This is a genomic window from Nonomuraea sp. GTA35 (assembly GCF_041950525.1).
Classification (GTDB): domain Bacteria; phylum Actinomycetota; class Actinomycetes; order Streptosporangiales; family Streptosporangiaceae; genus Nonomuraea.
Genome location: NZ_JBGNUV010000004.1, coordinates 395,441 through 412,041, shown reverse-complemented (window position 1 = coordinate 412,041; position 16,601 = coordinate 395,441). Strand labels below are relative to the sequence as shown.

General features: G+C 70.6%; 15 protein-coding genes. 7 read left to right on the top strand and 8 right to left on the bottom strand.

All coding sequences use genetic code 11. The features are described from left to right. Positions 1 to 435: 435 nt before the first annotated feature. Together recQ and ACBJ32_RS20325 are read right to left on the bottom strand one after the other, a co-directional pair. Positions 436 to 2,301, bottom strand: coding sequence for a DNA helicase RecQ (gene recQ, locus ACBJ32_RS20330; RefSeq protein ID WP_375128032.1), 1,866 nt, complete (start codon positions 2,299 to 2,301; stop codon positions 436 to 438). 174 nt (positions 2,302 to 2,475) lie between these two features. After that, complete coding sequence (locus ACBJ32_RS20325; RefSeq protein WP_375128031.1) at positions 2,476 to 3,636, bottom strand: MFS transporter; 1,161 nt, start codon at positions 3,634 to 3,636, stop codon at positions 2,476 to 2,478. Positions 3,637 to 3,776: 140 nt separating this feature from the next. Between ACBJ32_RS20325 and ACBJ32_RS20320 the strand changes: the two genes are divergently transcribed. The 3 genes from ACBJ32_RS20320 to ACBJ32_RS20310 are packed head-to-tail and all read left to right on the top strand — an operon-like array spanning position 3,777 to position 5,546. After that, on the top strand, positions 3,777 to 4,517 hold the full coding sequence (locus tag ACBJ32_RS20320) for an SDR family oxidoreductase (RefSeq protein WP_357888807.1): 741 nt from the start codon (positions 3,777 to 3,779) through the stop codon (positions 4,515 to 4,517). 28 nt (positions 4,518 to 4,545) lie between these two features. Then, positions 4,546 to 4,791: a type B 50S ribosomal protein L31 gene (locus tag ACBJ32_RS20315; RefSeq protein WP_375128030.1), complete on the top strand. Its 246-nt coding sequence runs from the start codon at positions 4,546 to 4,548 to the stop codon at positions 4,789 to 4,791. A gap of 8 nt (positions 4,792 to 4,799) precedes the next feature. Then, positions 4,800 to 5,546, top strand: coding sequence for a DUF1152 domain-containing protein (locus ACBJ32_RS20310; protein ID WP_375128029.1), 747 nt, complete (start codon positions 4,800 to 4,802; stop codon positions 5,544 to 5,546). A gap of 38 nt (positions 5,547 to 5,584) precedes the next feature. On the opposite strand, the gene ACBJ32_RS20305 is transcribed toward ACBJ32_RS20310, so the two are convergent. Then, positions 5,585 to 6,178: a TetR/AcrR family transcriptional regulator gene (locus ACBJ32_RS20305; RefSeq protein ID WP_375128028.1), complete on the bottom strand. Its 594-nt coding sequence runs from the start codon at positions 6,176 to 6,178 to the stop codon at positions 5,585 to 5,587. Positions 6,179 to 6,305: 127 nt separating this feature from the next. On the opposite strand from ACBJ32_RS20305, the gene ACBJ32_RS20300 reads away from it, so the two are divergent. Continuing rightward, on the top strand, positions 6,306 to 6,548 hold the full coding sequence (locus ACBJ32_RS20300; RefSeq protein WP_375128027.1) for a DUF3040 domain-containing protein: 243 nt from the start codon (positions 6,306 to 6,308) through the stop codon (positions 6,546 to 6,548). Here ACBJ32_RS20300 and ACBJ32_RS20295 read toward each other — a convergent pair. From ACBJ32_RS20295 to ACBJ32_RS20280, 4 genes are all read right to left on the bottom strand, one after another. Further along, positions 6,519 to 6,776 (bottom strand): DUF6343 family protein, encoded by a 258-nt coding sequence (locus ACBJ32_RS20295; RefSeq protein ID WP_357888792.1) that lies wholly within the window; start codon positions 6,774 to 6,776, stop codon positions 6,519 to 6,521. The genes ACBJ32_RS20300 and ACBJ32_RS20295 overlap by 30 nt on opposite strands. Before the next feature lie 10 nt (positions 6,777 to 6,786). Next, positions 6,787 to 7,491, bottom strand: coding sequence for a maleylpyruvate isomerase family mycothiol-dependent enzyme (locus ACBJ32_RS20290; protein WP_375128026.1), 705 nt, complete (start codon positions 7,489 to 7,491; stop codon positions 6,787 to 6,789). 16 nt (positions 7,492 to 7,507) lie between these two features. After that, complete coding sequence (locus ACBJ32_RS20285) at positions 7,508 to 8,203, bottom strand: DUF4344 domain-containing metallopeptidase (protein ID WP_375128025.1); 696 nt, start codon at positions 8,201 to 8,203, stop codon at positions 7,508 to 7,510. Positions 8,204 to 8,349: 146 nt separating this feature from the next. Next, positions 8,350 to 9,084, bottom strand: coding sequence for a hypothetical protein (locus ACBJ32_RS20280; RefSeq protein ID WP_375128024.1), 735 nt, complete (start codon positions 9,082 to 9,084; stop codon positions 8,350 to 8,352). A 191-nt stretch (positions 9,085 to 9,275) separates the two neighbouring features. Between ACBJ32_RS20280 and ACBJ32_RS20275 the strand changes: the two genes are divergently transcribed. After that, positions 9,276 to 10,148: a sugar kinase gene (locus tag ACBJ32_RS20275; RefSeq protein WP_375128023.1), complete on the top strand. Its 873-nt coding sequence runs from the start codon at positions 9,276 to 9,278 to the stop codon at positions 10,146 to 10,148. On the opposite strand, the gene ACBJ32_RS20270 is transcribed toward ACBJ32_RS20275, so the two are convergent. After that, on the bottom strand, positions 10,145 to 13,423 hold the full coding sequence (locus ACBJ32_RS20270) for a discoidin domain-containing protein (protein ID WP_375128022.1): 3,279 nt from the start codon (positions 13,421 to 13,423) through the stop codon (positions 10,145 to 10,147). The two genes, ACBJ32_RS20275 and ACBJ32_RS20270, sit on opposite strands and share 4 nt — an antisense overlap. Positions 13,424 to 13,661: 238 nt before the next feature. Here ACBJ32_RS20270 and ACBJ32_RS20265 point away from each other — a divergent pair, with 238 nt between their 5' ends. Together ACBJ32_RS20265 and ACBJ32_RS20260 are read left to right on the top strand one after the other, a co-directional pair. After that, positions 13,662 to 14,651: a LacI family DNA-binding transcriptional regulator gene (locus ACBJ32_RS20265; protein ID WP_375128021.1), complete on the top strand. Its 990-nt coding sequence runs from the start codon at positions 13,662 to 13,664 to the stop codon at positions 14,649 to 14,651. A gap of 594 nt (positions 14,652 to 15,245) precedes the next feature. Next, the gene (locus ACBJ32_RS20260; RefSeq protein ID WP_375128020.1) at positions 15,246 to 16,598 is read left to right on the top strand and encodes an ABC transporter substrate-binding protein; all 1,353 of its coding nucleotides are present in this window, start codon (positions 15,246 to 15,248) and stop codon (positions 16,596 to 16,598) included. Positions 16,599 to 16,601: the final 3 nt, after the last annotated feature.

The window sequence follows — 16,601 nt, the reverse complement described above, 5'->3', positions numbered from 1 at the left end:
CGTCATGCCCGATACGGTGAGAAGATCGGTAATAACCGATCTGTCACGCCGGGACGACCCACGCAGACCACACCGTGCCAGGGGGACGGGAACCTTCCGGCCGATCCGCGAGGCGGCACGCACGCGGTTGCCGCGGACAGGCCGATCAACGTGGTGGCGACGACCGTTCTTCGTGCGGCCGTCGCCATCACCCCCGCCACCGACCCTTCCGGGCTCGCCATCACCACGCCGCCTTTCGCAGTCGCGGGTGGCTCAGCATGACGGCTGGCGGGGCCGCGATGAACCAGCTTGTTGTCGGCGTCGTCCGCTCAAGCGTGAGATCTCCCGCGAGTAGCAGGCAGCGCGGACCACGGCAGGCGCCGTAGGGAGCGCAGACCACGGTGGGTGTCGCAGGCCCGAGTGGACTACGGCCTTCCGGAGCGCGCGGGAAGGGCGTCAGAGGAGGGTCTGCTCGCCCTCCTCCGGCTCCTCCGGCCGCTCCTGTGACGCGTCGTCCCCATGGAGCGTGCGCAGCACCTGCTCCCCGTACTTGGCCAGCTTGTTCTCCCCGACGCCGTTCACCTTGCTCAGCTCCGCCAGCGTGGTGGGCGCCAGGGTGGCGATCTCGCGCAGGGTCGCGTCGTGGAAGATGACGTAGGCGGGCACGCCCTGCTCCTTGGCCGTGGCGCCGCGCCACGAGCGCAGGCGTTCGAAGAGGTCGGCGGCCTCGGCGGGCAGCTCCACCGCGGGCTGGGCGGACTTGGCGCCGGAGCTGGTCCTGGCGCGGGCCGGGCGGTGGGCGTCGCGGCGCAGGTGTACCTCGCGCTGGCCGCGCAGCACCGCCGCGCTGTCGTCCGTCAGCACCAGCGCGCCGTAGTCGGACTCCACCGCGAGCAGGCCCTGGGCCAGGAGCTGGCGCACCACGCCGTGCCACTCCGCGTTGCCCAGATCGGTGCCCACCCCGAACACCTTCAGGCTCTCGTGCCCGTGCTGCAGCACCTTGGCGGTCTTCTTGCCGAGCAGGATGTCGACCACCTGCCCCACGCCGAACTTCTGGCGCCGCTCCCTGAGCAGCCGCAGCACCGTGGACAGCACCTTCTGCGCCGCGATCGTGCCGTCCCAGGACTCGGGAGGCGTCTGGCAGGTGTCGCAGTTGCCGCACGGCTGCGACCCCTTCTGCCCGAAGTAGTCGAGCAGCATCATCCGGCGGCAGCCCACGGTCTCGCACAGCGCCAGCATCGCGTCGAGGTGGAGCACCTGGCGGCGGCGATGGGCGTCGTCGCCCTCCATCGCCATGCGGCGGTGCTGCACGACGTCCTGCAGCCCGTACGCCATCCACGCGGTCGCGGGCAGCCCGTCACGCCCCGCCCGCCCGGTCTCCTGGTAGTAGCCCTCCAGGGACTTGGGCAGGTCGAGATGGGCCACGAAGCGCACGTCGGGCTTGTCGATGCCCATGCCGAAGGCGATCGTGGCCACCACGATCAGCCCGTCCTCGCGCAGGAAGCGGGCCTGGTGGAGGGCGCGGGTGCGGGCGTCGAGCCCCGCGTGGTACGGCACCGCCGCGATGCCGTTGTCGACCAGGAACTCGGCGATCTTCTCCACCGAGGAGCGCGACAGGCAGTAGACGATGCCGGACTCGTCGGGGTGCTCGGTGCGCAGGAACTCCAGGAGCTGCCGCTTGGGCTCGCTCTTGGACGTGATGCGGTAGTGGATGTTGGGCCGGTCGAAGCTGGCCACGAAGTGGCGGGCCTGCTCGAGGCCGAGCCGGGAGGAGATCTCGGCATGCGTGGACGGCGTGGCGGTGGCCGTCAGCGCGATGCGCGGCACGTCGGGCCACAGCTCGCGCAGCCTGGACAGCTCCAGGTAGTCGGGGCGGAAGTCGTGACCCCACTGGGCCACGCAGTGCGCCTCGTCGATGGCGAACACCGCGATGTCACCCTTGGCCAGCAGGCGCAGCGTGGCGTCCACGCGCAGCCGCTCGGGCGCGAGGTAGAGCAGGTCGAGCTCCCCGGACAGGAACTCCGACTCCACGAGCTGCCGCTCGTCGAAGCCCTGCGTCGAGTTGAGGAACCCCGCCCGCACGCCGAGCGCCCGCAGCGCGTCGACCTGGTCCTGCATCAGCGCGATCAGGGGCGAGATGACCACCCCCACGCCTTTGCGCACCAGGGCGGGGATCTGGTAGCAGAGCGACTTGCCGCCGCCGGTGGGCATCAGGACGAGCGCGTCACCGCCGGCCACGACGTGGTCGATGATCTCTTGCTGACCCGCCCGGAACGAGTCGTAGCCGAACACGCGGTTCAGAACCTCGGTGGGGGTATCCATGCGGCTACCTTACGTGTTCGGGGATGTGCGGATCGTCAGTTCCGCCGATGGCGGAGAGAGGCAGCGCCGGCGCTTGCCCGCGTGCCTTCGGCGATCGATCGTAGCCGCCCCGACCGACAGTCGCCCGCCGCAACCTCGCCACCCGAACACCCGCAGCCCCGCCCAAGGAGGTCGTCACGACCCCTGGGCTGCCGCCGGTCGCGACCTGTCGTACACCACCAGCGACAGCGCCCCCAGCACGCAGGCCGCCGCCACCACCCCCATCACCGCCGGATACCCCGCCACCTGCGCGATCCCGGCCGCCACCAGCGGCGCCACGGCCTTGGCCACCGTGATCGGCAACGCGAGCGCCCCGCTCAACGACGCGTACGCGGCCGTCCCGTACCGATCGGCGAGCAGCGCGGGCCGCGCGATCGTGCCCACCCCGAAGCCCAGCCCGAACAGCACCACGGCCACCACCGCCCCGACGGCCCCGCGCCCGACCATCGGCAGCAGCACGGCCGCCAGCCCCTGCAGCCCGAACATGGCCGCCGTGATCAGCGACACCGGCCACCGCGCCTGCAACCCGGTGGTCACCAGCCGCCCCGTCACCGACAGCACCCCGAGCAGCCCGGCCACGCCGGCCGCGAACACGGGCGGATGCCCGAGCGTGATCAGGTACGTGACCAGCAGCACCCCCATGACCGCCACGGCGCCCGTCTGCGTCAGGAACGCCGCCGCCAGCAGCCAGAACGGCCGTTCGCGCAGTGCCGCCCCCACGATCTCCCGCCGGTCCACGTGGGCGGGCGCGGCCCGGCCCCGTACGGCCAGCCCGTGCAGGGGCACGGCGGTCAGCGCGTACCCGGCGGACAGGATGACCAGCGCCTGCCGCCACCCGTACAGCTCCACCAGGAGCCCTGTCAGCGGCAGGAAGATGCTGGAGGCGAACCCGGCCACCACCGTCACCGCCAGCAGCGCCCGTGCCCGCCGGGCCGCGTCGAACCAGGCCACGATCACCGCGAACGCCGCCTCGTACAGCACCATGGCCGACGCCACGCCCAGCACCCCGCACACGAGGTAGAGCTGCACCACCGAGCGCACCTGCGACCAGGCCAGCACCGCCAGCGCGCCCAGCACGGACCCGGCCGTCATCAGCCCCCGCCCGCCGTGCCGGTCCAGCCAGCGTCCGACGAGCGGCGCGACGAGCCCCGACACCAGCACGGACAGCGTGATCGCCCCGGTGAGCTGCGCGACCCCGGCCTGGAGCTCGCGCGACATGGGCGGGATGAACACGGAGAACGCGTAATAGAGAATGCCGTATCCGGCGGTCTGAGTGATCGCGAGTGCGCCGATCATTCGCGCGGGCGCTTTCGGTCCTGCGGTGGCGATCACGCTGTGATTTGTTCCCGTTCATCTGCCGTAAATACGGTGATAAAGGTCACTTCGCCACCGAATAATTCCCGCGAATTCCCGCCTTGCCGTCATAACGTCGGGTCATGACTCTTTCGTACGTGGTGACCGGCGGCGGGCGCGGCATCGGCAGGGCCGTGGTCGAGCGGCTCCTCGGAGACCGGAACGTCGTGGTGGTCATCGAGCACGACAAGGACGCCCTCGACTGGGCGGGCCCCCGGGTCGTCCCGGTGATCGGCGACGCGGCGGACGAGGAGGTCGCCGCCTGGGCCGCCGACCTGGCCCAGGAGTCGGGCACCCTGGCCGGCTGGGTCAACAACGCCGCCGTGTTCCGGGACGCCTCCGTGCACTCCTCCCCGATCTCCGAGGTCAGAGCGCTGATCGCGGCCAACCTCGACCTGGCCGTGGTGGGCTGTGCCACCGCCGTGCGCCACTTCCTGGAGGCCGGCACCCCGGGCGCCATCGTGAACGTCACCTCGCACCAGGCCTCCAGGGCCGTGCCCGGCAGCCTTCCCTACTCCACGGCGAAGGCCGCGACGGAGGGGCTGACCAGGGCGCTCGCGGTCGAGTACGGCAGGCAGGGCATCCGGGTCAACGCCGTGGCGCCCGGCTCGGTGGCCACGGAGCGGTACGAGAGGCAGCGCACGCCGGAGATGGAGGCGGAGCTGGCCAGGCTGCATCCGCTGGGCCGGGTCGCCACCCCGGCGGAGGTGGCCTCCGTGGTGGCGCACCTGCTCTCCCCGGACGCCGCCTTCGTCAACGGCGCCACGATCCCGGTGGACGGTGGGCGTACCGTGCTCGGACTGGATCCGGAAGCCAGGGAATGAAAACCGTTGTCGCCTGGTTGCAGGGGCCATGAAGAAGAACCTGCACCCCCAGTACCGTCCGGTCGTCTTCCGCGACCCGAGCGTCGGCTTCGCCTTCCTCACCCGCTCGACCCTGTCCAGCGACAGGACGATCGAGTGGGAGGACGGCAGGACGTACCCGGTCGTGGACGTGGACGTCTCGTCCGCCAGCCACCCCTTCTACACGGGCCGTGGCCGCATCCTCGACACCGCCGGCCGCGTCGAGCGCTTCAACCAGCGTTATGGCAGGGCATGATGTGAGGCATGTTCGGCTCGCCCCTGTCCGCCCGGCTTGAGCGTTCCAGCCGGATCCTCGTCGCCGGCGCGGGCGGGGGCTCCGACGTGTACGCCGGGTTACCCCTCGCGTTCTCCTTGCAGGAAGCGGGCAAGGAGGTGCACCTGGCGAACCTGTCGTTCAGCCATCTCGACGCCCTCGACCTGGACGCCTGGCTGTGCGAGGACGTCGCGGAGATCCACCCGGACACCGAGGCCCGCGACTGGTACTTCCCCGAGGGCTGCCTGTCCCGCTGGCTGGCGGCGCACGGCCGGCCGTCCACCGTGTACGCCTTCCCCAAGATCGGGGTCCGGCCGCTGCGCGCCGCGTACGCCAAGCTCGCCGAGCACCTCGGCCTGGACGCGGTGGTCCTGGTGGACGGCGGCACCGACATCCTCATGCGCGGTGACGAGGCCGGCCTCGGCACCCCGGCCGACGACATGACGAGCCTGGCCGCCGTGCACGCGCTCGACGTGCCGGAGAAGGCGGTGGTCTGCCTGGGCTTCGGCGTGGACGCCTACCACGGCGTGAACCACGTACAGGTGCTGGAGAACCTGGCGGCGCTCGAACGCGACGGCGCCTACCTCGGCGCGTTCTCCGTCTCCCGGTCCACGAAGGCGGGCGCGCTCTACCTCGACGCCGTAGCGCACGCCCAGGGCTCTACCTGGACCGCCTCCAGGACACCGTGCTCATGCGCCAGGTCGTCTCCGTCATCGAGGCGTTCCGCGACGAGGTGACGCCCCGGCCGCCGAAGGCGTTCCCGCACTAGGCAGCGCTAGAGGCCCATGGTGTCGGCGAGCGAGTCGATCTCGGCCGCCAGCAACGCCGTCCCGACCCCGGCGAACGGGCCCCGCAGCTCCACGCTGAGCACCCCCTGCAACCTGGTCCACACCAGGACGGCCCCGGTCAGCGCCGCCACCGGGTCACCTTCCCGCACGTGCGCCCACGCGGGCAGCCCGTCCAGCGCGGGCGCCGATCGCGCCTGCGCGAACACCGGCAGGAACGGCCCGAGCACCTCCTCGACGCCCGCCAGGGTGGGCGCCGAGGACACGAGCAGGAACAGGCCGGGACGCGCCACGGCCCAGCCGTGGAACGCCCGTGCCAGCGCGTGCAGCCGCTCCCGCGGCCCGCCCTCCGGCAGGGCTCCGGCGCGTACGGCCGCCGCCAGCTCGCCCAGCCCGTCCTGGACCAGCTCGGCGATCAGCTCGTCGCGGCTCGCGAAGTACTTGTAGAGGGCGGGCCCCGTCATGCCCAGGCGCCTGGCCACCGCCGTCAGGCTCAGCGGCTCGCCCTCGCCGATCCGGGCGAGCGCGGCCTGCTTGATCTCCCTCCTGACCTGTTCCCGGTAACGCTGCCGCGGTGTCGACATGCCCTCATCATCCACAGTTCCGATGCCACCACAGTGCGTGATCACCAAGCGCGGGTCAACACCCCGGCTTGCGGGCGCCTACCGGTGGGTAAGAAACGGTCGACGGCGTGAGAGCAGTGGTGGTGCGATGAGTCTCTCCGGAAGGGAACGCCGTATTCTCGCCGAGATCGAGCGCGCCCTCGAACGGGACGACCCCGAGCTGGCCAGGCGCGTCGCGGCCATCAACAGGATCGAGGCAGGCGGCGAGCCGCTGCCCCCGCAGCCCTACGGCGACCGGTTGCGCATGTGGGCGCTGGCCCGCGTCTGGGTGCTGTTCTGGGCGGCCGCGGTGGTGATCGTGCTACTGCTGCTTGCCGTGCTGACCACCTGAGCGGTGGTGCCGCAGCACCAGCAGGCTGATGGCGGCGCACACGGCCACCAGGGCGGCGATGGCGGCCTCCCAGCGCCACACCTCCTCGCCGGTACGCATGGCCAGGACGGTGCAGAACACCGCCGCCACGATCCCGAACACCAGGGCGACGAGCGACAGGACGCGCCGGGCACGCAGCGGGCTGCGGGCCGTCACCGGCTCGGTCCCCTCGCGGTTACGCAGCCACATGACCTCCTCCTCAGGCCAGGCACCTCAGTGCCGAGGCGATGCGCGGGTCGAGGTGGTGCGAGGCGGGCAGCCGGCCCACCGTGGCCTCGACGAACTCCGGGTACGACAGGTTGGCGGTGACCCCGTCCACGGCGGCGAAGATCTCGTCGGCCGTCTGCTCCACCTGCACCTTGGCGTCCTGCTCCGCCAGCACGAACCGGCCGACCGCCACCCGCCACAGGGTCCGGTCGTCGACCTCGCCCTCGGCGACGGGCGCGCCCACGTCGTCGGCGTGGGTGGCGTACTCGGAGTCGTAGTGGAAGGCCTGCTGCCCGACGGGGTACGGCCCGGCCATCGTGTCGAGCATGGCGTGGCGGCCCAGCGCCCGCATGCGCTCGCGCGTCTCGCCGTTCTTCGTGCGCCACTCCGCCAGGACCTCTTCCACGGGCAGGGCCCCGCGCTCGCGCACGCACCACTCGTTGAAGTCGTTGTAGCCGCCGATGCCCGCGTCGGCCAGCCGGCCCATCAGGTCCTCCACGGTCCCGTCGAGGCAGGCGTGGTTGTACAGCTCCTCGCCCGCCAGGTGCGCCAGCACGTCGCGGACCGACCAGCCCTCGCACCGGGACGGCCGCCGCCAGCCGGCGTCGTCCAGGCCGGAGAAGTACCGGTCGAGCCTGGCGGCCTCGGCGTCGAAGATGTCGAACGGGTCGAAGTCTTTGAGCAGGTCATGGGCCATACCCGGACGCTACCCCTCAGGTCTTGACTTTATCGCCGATGGCGGACCTGACCCTGCTGTACTCGTCGGCGCAGGCCGGCGCGCGCCCGGCCGGCACCCAGCCGCCCTTGGCGATCTTGCCGTACCTGCCCGGGTCGGCGCCGTAGAGCAGGCAGGCGAACGTGGCCGACTCCGCCATGCCTGACAGGTGGTCGAGGCCGGCGTGCCCGGCGAGCAGGTGGCGGGCCTCGGCGGCGGCCACCACCCGTCCGGGGTCGTCGGCCGTCAGCGTCAGCGCGGCGAACCGGTCGGCCTGCCCCTCGTCGTCGGTCATGCCGTTGAGCGTGGTCAGCGCGTGGCCGAGCTGGTGGTGGAAGAGCACGGACAGGGCGCCGCGCATGCGCGCCCTGGTGGCCTTCTCGCCCGTCTCCTCGGTCTGGGAGATGCCCTTGATCGTGCGGTTCACCTGCTCCACCAGCGAGTAGCAGATCGTGATCTCGCGCTTGCCGTGGTCCCAGCCGGCCTTGGGCGCGTCGCAGTCGCGGGCGACGACGGTGACCCGCTCGGGCAGCCGGACCTCGGTCCTCAGCGCGTCGCTGTCCTTCAGCAGCCGCTGGGCCCGCTCGGCGCGGGGTGAGTCGGGGCGCTCGTACCGTACGGACAGCTCCGCGGAGGGGGCCGCTCCCAGCGTGCTCGTCATGCTCAGGACGAGGGCGATCACGGGATGCGGCATGCGTGGGCTCCTTCGGGGGTTCGATCAACGCAATGGGACTTCCCATGCGACGAATGCGTGATCGCTAAACCTGCCGGAGGCGAAAAAGCCGGAGGCCCAGCCCCGAAGGGCTGGGCCTCAGCGTGGTGATTCAGTAACTGGTGGAACTACCGGCGCCAGGAGTAGACGCGCACGTAGTCCGAGCGGCTCTTGGCGCCCTCGAGCTCGTCGTCACCGCTGTACACGGCACGGAACGTGCCGCTCTTGTAGGCCTTCGTCGTGGCGTAGAACTTGCCGCCGCGACCGGTCCAGTCGGAGGCGACCCACTTCCAGCCACTGCGGTAGTTGGCCTTGTAGTAGATGTTGACCTTCTCGCCGCGGACACCCTCCCAGCCGTCGTCGTCCACCAGGAGACGGCCGGAGAAGTGGATCGACTTGCCCTTGCGGACCTTGTACGGGTCGGCGCTGAAGCGCGAGATCGTGGTCTCGAGCTTGCCCTTCTCGACCTCGACCGAGAAGAACGCGTCGTCCTTGGCGATCTCCTTGCCGTCCTTGTCGAAGGCCACGGCGGTGGCCTTCCACTTGCCGGCGTAGTCGTTCTCGTTGAACCCGATGGCCCAACGCCAGCCCTCGAGGTCCTTGATGTCCTTGGTACGCATCGTGCGGAAGTTGTTCTCCGCGGGGGCGACGCTGAGCTCGACCTTCTGGACGTCGGAGCTGGCGCCGACGTCGAAGTACGCCGTCGTCTCGGAGCCCTTCTTGACCACGACCGGGTTCGGGCTGATGTCGCGGATCACGAGCTGAGTGTCTGCCTTGGTGGCGGCGGAGGCGATTCCCGCGCCCGACACCAGCATGGCACCGCCGATGGTGGCGGAAAGGATACCTACTGCGATCTTCCTCATGAGGGTGCTGATTCCTCTCCCCGTATTGACTTCGGAGCCGGTTTCGGGGTGACCGGCTCCCTCTACTACTTTGAGGCACGATCAAGGGAAAAGGTTGGCTAAAGTTACAGAAAATATTTGATCACGGTCATAACCAGGGCTTATGCGGAAAAATCGGTTTTGGGTTGACTTGACCGGCTACAGTCTGGCGCATGACGGACGTCTACACGCTGGGCGAGCCGCTGGGGGTGGTCTCCAGCGGCCGGGTCCGCCACGAGAACGAGGCCAGGCTGGACGTCTGCGGGCCCGAGTTCACGCTGGCCATCGCCCTGGCCCGGCTCGGGCACCGCTGCGCGTACCTGGGCAAGGTGGCCGATGACGAGCTGGGCGCCAGGGCCCTGACCGTCCTGCGGGGCGAGGGCGTGGACGTGGCGGACATGCGCGTGGCCGAGGGCGCCCGCACGGGGCTGCTCCTGCGGGAGTCGCGCGTCGGCCGCGAGCTCGCCGTGACGCACTACCGCGCCGGCTCCGCCGGCGCGCTGCTCGCGCCGGGCAACGTGCCCATCGACCGGATCGCTGCCTCCCGGATGCTGCACGTCACCGGTCTCACGGCAGCCCTGGGCCGGGACGCGCAGGACGCCGTGCGCGCCGCCATCACCGCTGCCAGGAACGCCGAGGTGGCGATCTCGTTCTCCGTCGAGTACGTCCCCGAGCTGTGGCCCTCGGTGCGCGAGGCCGAGGAGGTGCTCGGCGAGCTGGCCTGCCAGGCGCACCTGCTCTTCCTCCGCCAGGACGAGCTCGACCTGGTCAAGCCCGCCCTCACCCCCGAGCGGGAGGTCGTGGTGGACCGCGGGGCGAAGGGCGCCAGCGTGCGGGCCGACCGCATGCGCTACGACGTGCAGGGCTGGGAGGTCCCCGTGGTGGACACCGCGGGAGCGGGGGAGGCGTTCGCGGCCGGGTACATCAGCGCCGCGCTCGACGGTCTCCTTCCCCAGGAACGCCTGCACCGCGGGGCGCTGCTGAGCGCCGCCGCGGTGACCAGCGTGAGCGACTGGCAGGGGTTGCCCACCAGGGCCGAGCTCTAGTTGATGTTCAGCGTGAACGTCGAGGTCGTGTTCTTGACGTTCTGATGGTTGTTGCTGAACCGCAGGTTGTTGAAGGTGGCCGAGCCGATCGCCGGGCCCTGGCCGGGCTCGGGCAGCTCGTTCACCCAGATGCCGAACCCTGACTTGGCGTCGAAGGCGTCACCGCTCTTCTGCGCCCCGCTGATCGACACGTTCGTGAAGACCGTGTCCTTGATCGGGTTCAGCGGCGTCGAGGGGTTCGAGTAGCCGGTCTGGAACATGATCCCGCTGTACGTCGGGTCCACGATGTCCAGATTGCTGACCCGGATTCCCTGGAACACCTTCGAGGAGGAGAACAGCCACATCGCCGGGAACGTCTGCTGCCCCCAGAAGTGCCCGCCGGCCCGGACCAGCGAGATGTTGTCGAAGGTCGTGGGCGGGCTGGCGCCGAAGCCGTGCATCGGGATCCCGAAGTCCAGCGAGCTGATCGTGACGCCCGAGTACACCAGGGTGTCGGCCACGTAGATGTTCCTGAAGGTGTTGCCGTAGCCGCCGTACACGGCCAGGCCCGCGGCCCGCCAGGTCAGCAGCGAGGTCAGGTTCTCGTAGACGTTGCCGAACTGCTCGCCCGAGTTGTTGTCGATGGCCGAGAACAGCGCGAAGCTGTCGTCGCCCGTGGACCTGGTCTCGATGTTGGTGACGTGGTTGCCGGTGCTGCCGTTGGTCATGTTCAGGCCGTCGGCGAACACGTTGCGGATCCGCGCGTTCCTGATCGTCAGGTTGTCCGTGTTGGAGCCCCACAACATGCAGATCTGGTGCTCGATCCAGACGTCGTCGATCGTCATGCCGGACACGTTGTTGAAGTCGAACACCTTGCCCGGACCGTCGATGCGCTCGACGTAGTTGCCGAAGTAGGCGAAGCCCGCGAACGTCGAGCCGTTGGCCGTGGCCTCGGCGCGGAAGCCGATGTCGGTGTTCGACTGGCCGGACGGCGCGTGGAACCTGGTGAACCACGGGCCCGCCCCGACGACCTTGACCGTCTTGCCGTACACCTGGAACTTGCCGTTGGTCTGGTAGTCGCCGGGCGGCAGGTAGACGCCGGTCAGGTTGGCGTCCATGCGGGCCTTGTCCAGCGCGTTCTGCACGTCCTGATGGGTGAACCCGGCCGGTACGGCGTACTTCGCCGGGTCCGGGTTCGCGACCTGGGTGGCCAGCTCGAAGTCCACGAAGTCGATCGCGTAGTTCAGCGAGTTGGCCGCGTCCTTCTGCAGCCTGATCTTGCTGCCCTTCGGGACGGTGGTGCCGAGCAGCAGGTTCGCCTCGTCGTAGATGTGCCTGGGCGGGCCGGAGCCGGGGTTGTTGTTCGGGCTCGCCTCCGGGCCGTACAGCCAGGCGTAGCGCGAGGTCAGGTTGACGGCCTTGAGGAAGGAGCCGTTGACGTAGACGTTCAGCGTCGAGTTGAGCCCGCCGCCGCCCGGCGCGTCCGGCATCGAGAAGCGGGTGACCAGGGTGTTGGTGTCGGCCCTGGTGGTGAACTCGACGTACGCGCCGGTCTGGTTGAGCGTGACCGCGCGCCGTCCCGACGCCTCGCCGGCGATCGTGCCGATGTCCCTGCTGGGGCCGACGCGGGCCGCGCCGCCGCCGATGGTGGCGTCCTCGGCCTCGTAGGTGTCGTACGGCATGTTCGCGCCGCGACCCACGAACAGCGGCAGCGTGCTGGTGTTGTTGGCCCGCTTGACCGGCAGCTCGTTGGCGTCGTCGGCGAGCACCGTCCTGACCGTGTACTTGCCGTTGGCCGCCGTCCACGTGCCCAGGGTCACCGGGCTCGTGGTGGCCCCGGCGGCGATCGCGCCGCTGGTGGAGCCGGTCAGCGTCCTGACGACGGCGCCGGAGTCGTCGGTGACGGTCAGCGTGATGCCGTGCGCGCCGCCGCTGGAGGCCACGGTGCCCTGGTTCCTGATCGCGACGGAGAACGTCACCGGGGCGCCCGCGGCCGGGTTGCCCGGCGTCCAGGCGACGGGGGAGGCGATCAGGTCGGCCGTGTCGACGGGCCTCACGGTGAGCGTGCCGGTCGTGCTGTTGTTGGCCTCGTTCTGCTCGGCGACCTGGCCGCTCTCGTCCACCTTGGCCGAGAGCTGGTACGTGCCCGCGTCCCTGGCCCCGATGTTCGCCGACACGGTGGCGGACGCCCCGGCGGCCAGCGCGCCCACGCCGGCGCTGCCCACCTTGGTGGTGCCCGCGTAGAAGTTGACCGAGGTGGCGGCGGAGGCGGCGGTGCCGGCGTTCCTGACCGTGGCCGACAGCGTCACCGCGTCGGTCTCGACCGGGGCCGCCGGTGAGGAGGTCAGGCCCGACACGGTCAGGTCGGGGTTGGGCGCGGGGGTGCCGAAGATCTGGAACTCGGCGACCTGCCCGCTGGGGGCGCCGGAGTTGGCGGTGAACTGCAGCCGCACGTCGGCGGCCCTGCCGGTGACCGGGATGGTCACGGTGTTGCCCGTGGCCGGGTCGAACGTGTAGGTGGCCTGGGCGACCAGGGTGGTGAAGGAGCCGGCGGACTGCTCGCGGCCGAGGACCTGGAGGGTCTGGGTGCGGCGGCCCCAGGCGCCGTCGGGGTTGAGCCTGACCACGACGGACGACAGGTCGGCGTTGGCGCCGAGCTGGGCGGTCAGGGTGGCCGGGTAGGCGGCGCCCTCCCAGTACGTCTGCAGGTTGTCGTCGTTGGCGTTGGCGGCGGCGTAGGTGTGGGTGTGGCCGGACTCGGTCATGGTCTTGCCGAGGGCCAGGTTGGGGCCGCCGGGGCCGGGGCCGGGATCGTCCTGGGCGCTGCCCCAGACTTCCAGCTCCGAGAGCTGGCCGGCGGGCCAGCCGGAGTTGGCCGTGATGTGCACGCGGACGTGGCGCGCGGTGGTGCCTGCGGGCAGGGTGATGGTGGCGGCCGGGCTGATGGTGTGGGTGGCCGGGGCGGCGATGGTGGTGAAGCTGGAGCCGTTCGTGCTGCCCTGGACGCTCAGCGTCTGGGTGCGGCCGGGCCAGCCGGCGGGCAGCTTGAGCACCACCCTGGTCACGCTCGCGGCGGCGCCGAGGTCGACCTGGATCCACTGCGGGAAGGCGTTGCTGGCCGATTCCCAGTAGGTGGCCTGGTTGCCGTCGGTGACGTTGGCGGCGCGGTAGACGTCGGCGAAGCTGCTGGCGGTCGCGGCCTTGCCGGCGGCGAGGTTGGTGTCGGCCGCGGCGTGCGCGGGCGGCGCGGCGAGGAATCCGATGAGTAACGCAAGGGCGGCTAACAGTGCTCTCATGGGGGTGGCCCTTCGGGTAAGGCGGATGGCCGAACCATAAGATGTCGCGCAGATGGCCGCAATATTTCGACTGCATTTCGCAAACAGTTGACTGACTCTGAGCGTGTGCCGTCGTCTCCTGTCGCTGGTCAGAGGCCGGTAACCGGCAGGAAGCCCGGTGTGGACGCGGTGCAAGCCACGACGTTCGATGGACGTAAGCCGTTGCAAGCGCTTGCGTGGAAGGCCGTATAGTTTGCGCATGACGCGACGACTCGCAGAGGTGGCCAAGAAGGTCGGGGTGAGCGAGGCGACCGTGAGCCGCGTGCTCAACGGCAAGCCCGGGGTGTCCGACGCGACCCGCGAGGCCGTGCTGACGGCGCTCGACGTGCTCGGCTACGAACGGCCCACCCAGCTCCGCGGCGACCGCGCCCGGCTGGTCGGCCTCGTCCTCCCGGAGCTGCAGAACCCGATCTTCCCCGCCTTCGCGGAAGTGGTCGGCGGCGCGCTGGCCCAGCAGGGCTTCACCTCCGTGCTGTGCACCCGCACGGTCGGCGGCGTCTCCGAGGCCGACTACGTCGACCTCCTGCTCCAGCAGCAGGTCAGCGGCGTGGTCTTCGCCGGCGGCCTGTACGCCCAGGCCGACGCCTCCCACGGCCACTACGAGCTGCTGCACGAGCGCAAACTCCCCACGGTCCTGGTCAACGCCGCGGTCCAGCACCTGGACTTCCCGCAGGTGTCGTGCGACGACGTGGTGGCCGCCGAGATGGCCGTCGCCCACCTGCGCGCGCTCGGCCACGAGCGGATCGGCATGGTGCTCGGGCCCAAGGACCACATGCCGTCGCGGCGCAAGCTCGAGACTTTCCAGGCCTCGGGCGGGGACACCGAGCTGGTGGAGCACACGATGTTCTCCCTGGAAGGCGGGCACGCCGCCGCCGCCCGCCTGGTCAAGCGGGGCGTCACGGGCGTCATCTGCGCCAGCGACCTGCTCGCCCTGGGCACCGTACGCGCCGCCCGCCGCGCCGGCCTCGCCGTCCCGGCAGACATCTCGGTCATCGGCTTCGACGACTCGGCCCTGATGAACTGCACGGAGCCGCCGCTCACCACGGTCCGCCAGCCCATCGACGCGATGGGCCGGGCGGCGGTGGACCTGCTGGTTGCCCAGATCGACAAGGCGGTCGTGCCGGCGGACGAGCTCCTGTTCGAACCGGAACTCGTCGTCCGCGCCTCCACCACCCGCGCCCGCCCCTGACCCTGGGCACCACGCGGCCGTGGGACTTGCACGGGGTGCGGGCCCGCTGGCGGGCGAAGGCGTTACCCCACCTGGTCACGGCACAGCACGGCACAGCACGGCACAGCACGGCACAGCACGGCACAGCACGGCACAGCACGGCACAGCACGGCACAGCACGGCACGGCGCCGGCCGAACGATGGGCGCCCAGGTCGGCGGGATGGTGCGCTGCGGCGATCGGCGCAAGGTGTGCGGCGCCTGGCCCGGCGTGGCGGCACGTGGCCCGACCGGTGCCGCCGGGCGCCATGCCGCCGCCGTCCGCCGCCCGCCGTGCGCCCCGCGTTGCGCAGCGTTGCGCAGGTGTGGGGCGCGCTCGCCGTCCCGCATGCCGGTGGCGGGAGCCCGCCGGTGACCGCCTCGAGCGCCGGGGTTCCGTTGGGTGGCGAGCCCGTCGCCACCCCGCCCCCGAAGGTCGCCTGACCCCGGACGGCGCCACGAGCGGCCCTTCCCTCTCGGCGTAACGCAGTCGTTATCTTGCAATATGAAGTCGAAATCTTGCGAACATACGTCACGGATCCTATGGTGTGGGCACCTCGCATCAGAAGGGTCAGACCATGCAGAGATCCACCGGACTCTTGCTCGTATCCGCGCTAGCCCTGTCCACCGCCGCCTGCGGTTCAGGGAGCGAGCCCGCCACGCCCACCGCCGGCGGCGCCAAGGCCGTGTCGATCACGGTGGCCTGCCAGCCCGCCAAGTCCGCGCCGAAGGAACGGCAGGCCTGGGACGATGACGTGGCCACGTTCATGAAGGCGCACCCCGGCGTGACGGTCAAGAGCACGGACCAGCAGCCGTGCTTCGACCCCAAGACGTTCGGCCCCAAGCTGGCGGGCGGCCAGATGGAGACGGCGTTCGTGGTGCCCGTGACGAACTACAACGACGTGATCTCCAAGGGCCAGGCCCTCGACATCACCCCGTACACCAGCGCGATCAAGAACTGGAACGACCTGCGCCCCGACCACAAGGAGCTGGTCACCAAGGACGGCAAGGTCTACGGCGTCCCGAACGTGCACTACAGCGTCGGCCTGGTCTACAACCGCGCCCTGTTCACCAAGGCCGGGCTGAACCCCGACGCCCCGCCCAAGACGTGGGCCGAGGTCCGCGAGGCGGCGAAGAAGATCGCCGGGCTCGGCCCCGGCTACGTCGGCTACGGCGAGTACTCCGGCGGCAACACCGGCGGCTGGCACTTCACCCAGGCCATCTACGGCCGCGGCGGCGACATCCTGACCCCCGACAACAAGAAGGCCGCGTTCAACTCGCCCGAGGGCAAGGCCGTGCTGCAGACCCTGCACGACATGCGCTGGGTGGACAACAGCATGGGCACCAAGCTCCTGGTCGGCTGGGAGTCGCTGATGGTCGCCATGGGCAGCGGCAAGGTCGGCATGATGCTCGGCGCGCCCGACGTGGTCACCGACGTGGTCAACAAGTTCAAGGGCAACGTCGCCGACTACGGCATCACCGGCTTCCCCGAGGCCAAGGCGTCGCTGAGCGGCGGCGAGGCGTTCATGATCAACCCGAAGGCCACGCCCGAGGAGGCCAAGGCCGCGCTGGAGTGGATCGACTTCCGCTTCAACACGGTCGGCAAGGGCCGCTTCGACTTCGCCCGCGGCAAGAGCCTCGGCAACCCCGTCGGCGTCCCGGACAACGCCGTCTACGGCGACTCGCCCACCGGCCAGGCCATCCAGGCCGACCGGGTGAAGAACGCCTCGCTGCCGGTCTCGAACTACGAGACCTACGTCCAGGCCGCCGGCACGATCCCGCCGAAGGCCGAGCCGCTGCACGCCCAGGAGCTGTACGCGATCCTCGACGTGGCCATGTCGGGCGTGCTGAGCCGCAAGGACGCCAGCATCGACCAGCTCCTCGCCGACGCGGAGACGAAGGCCAACTCGGTGCTGGCGGCCAAGGGCTGACCC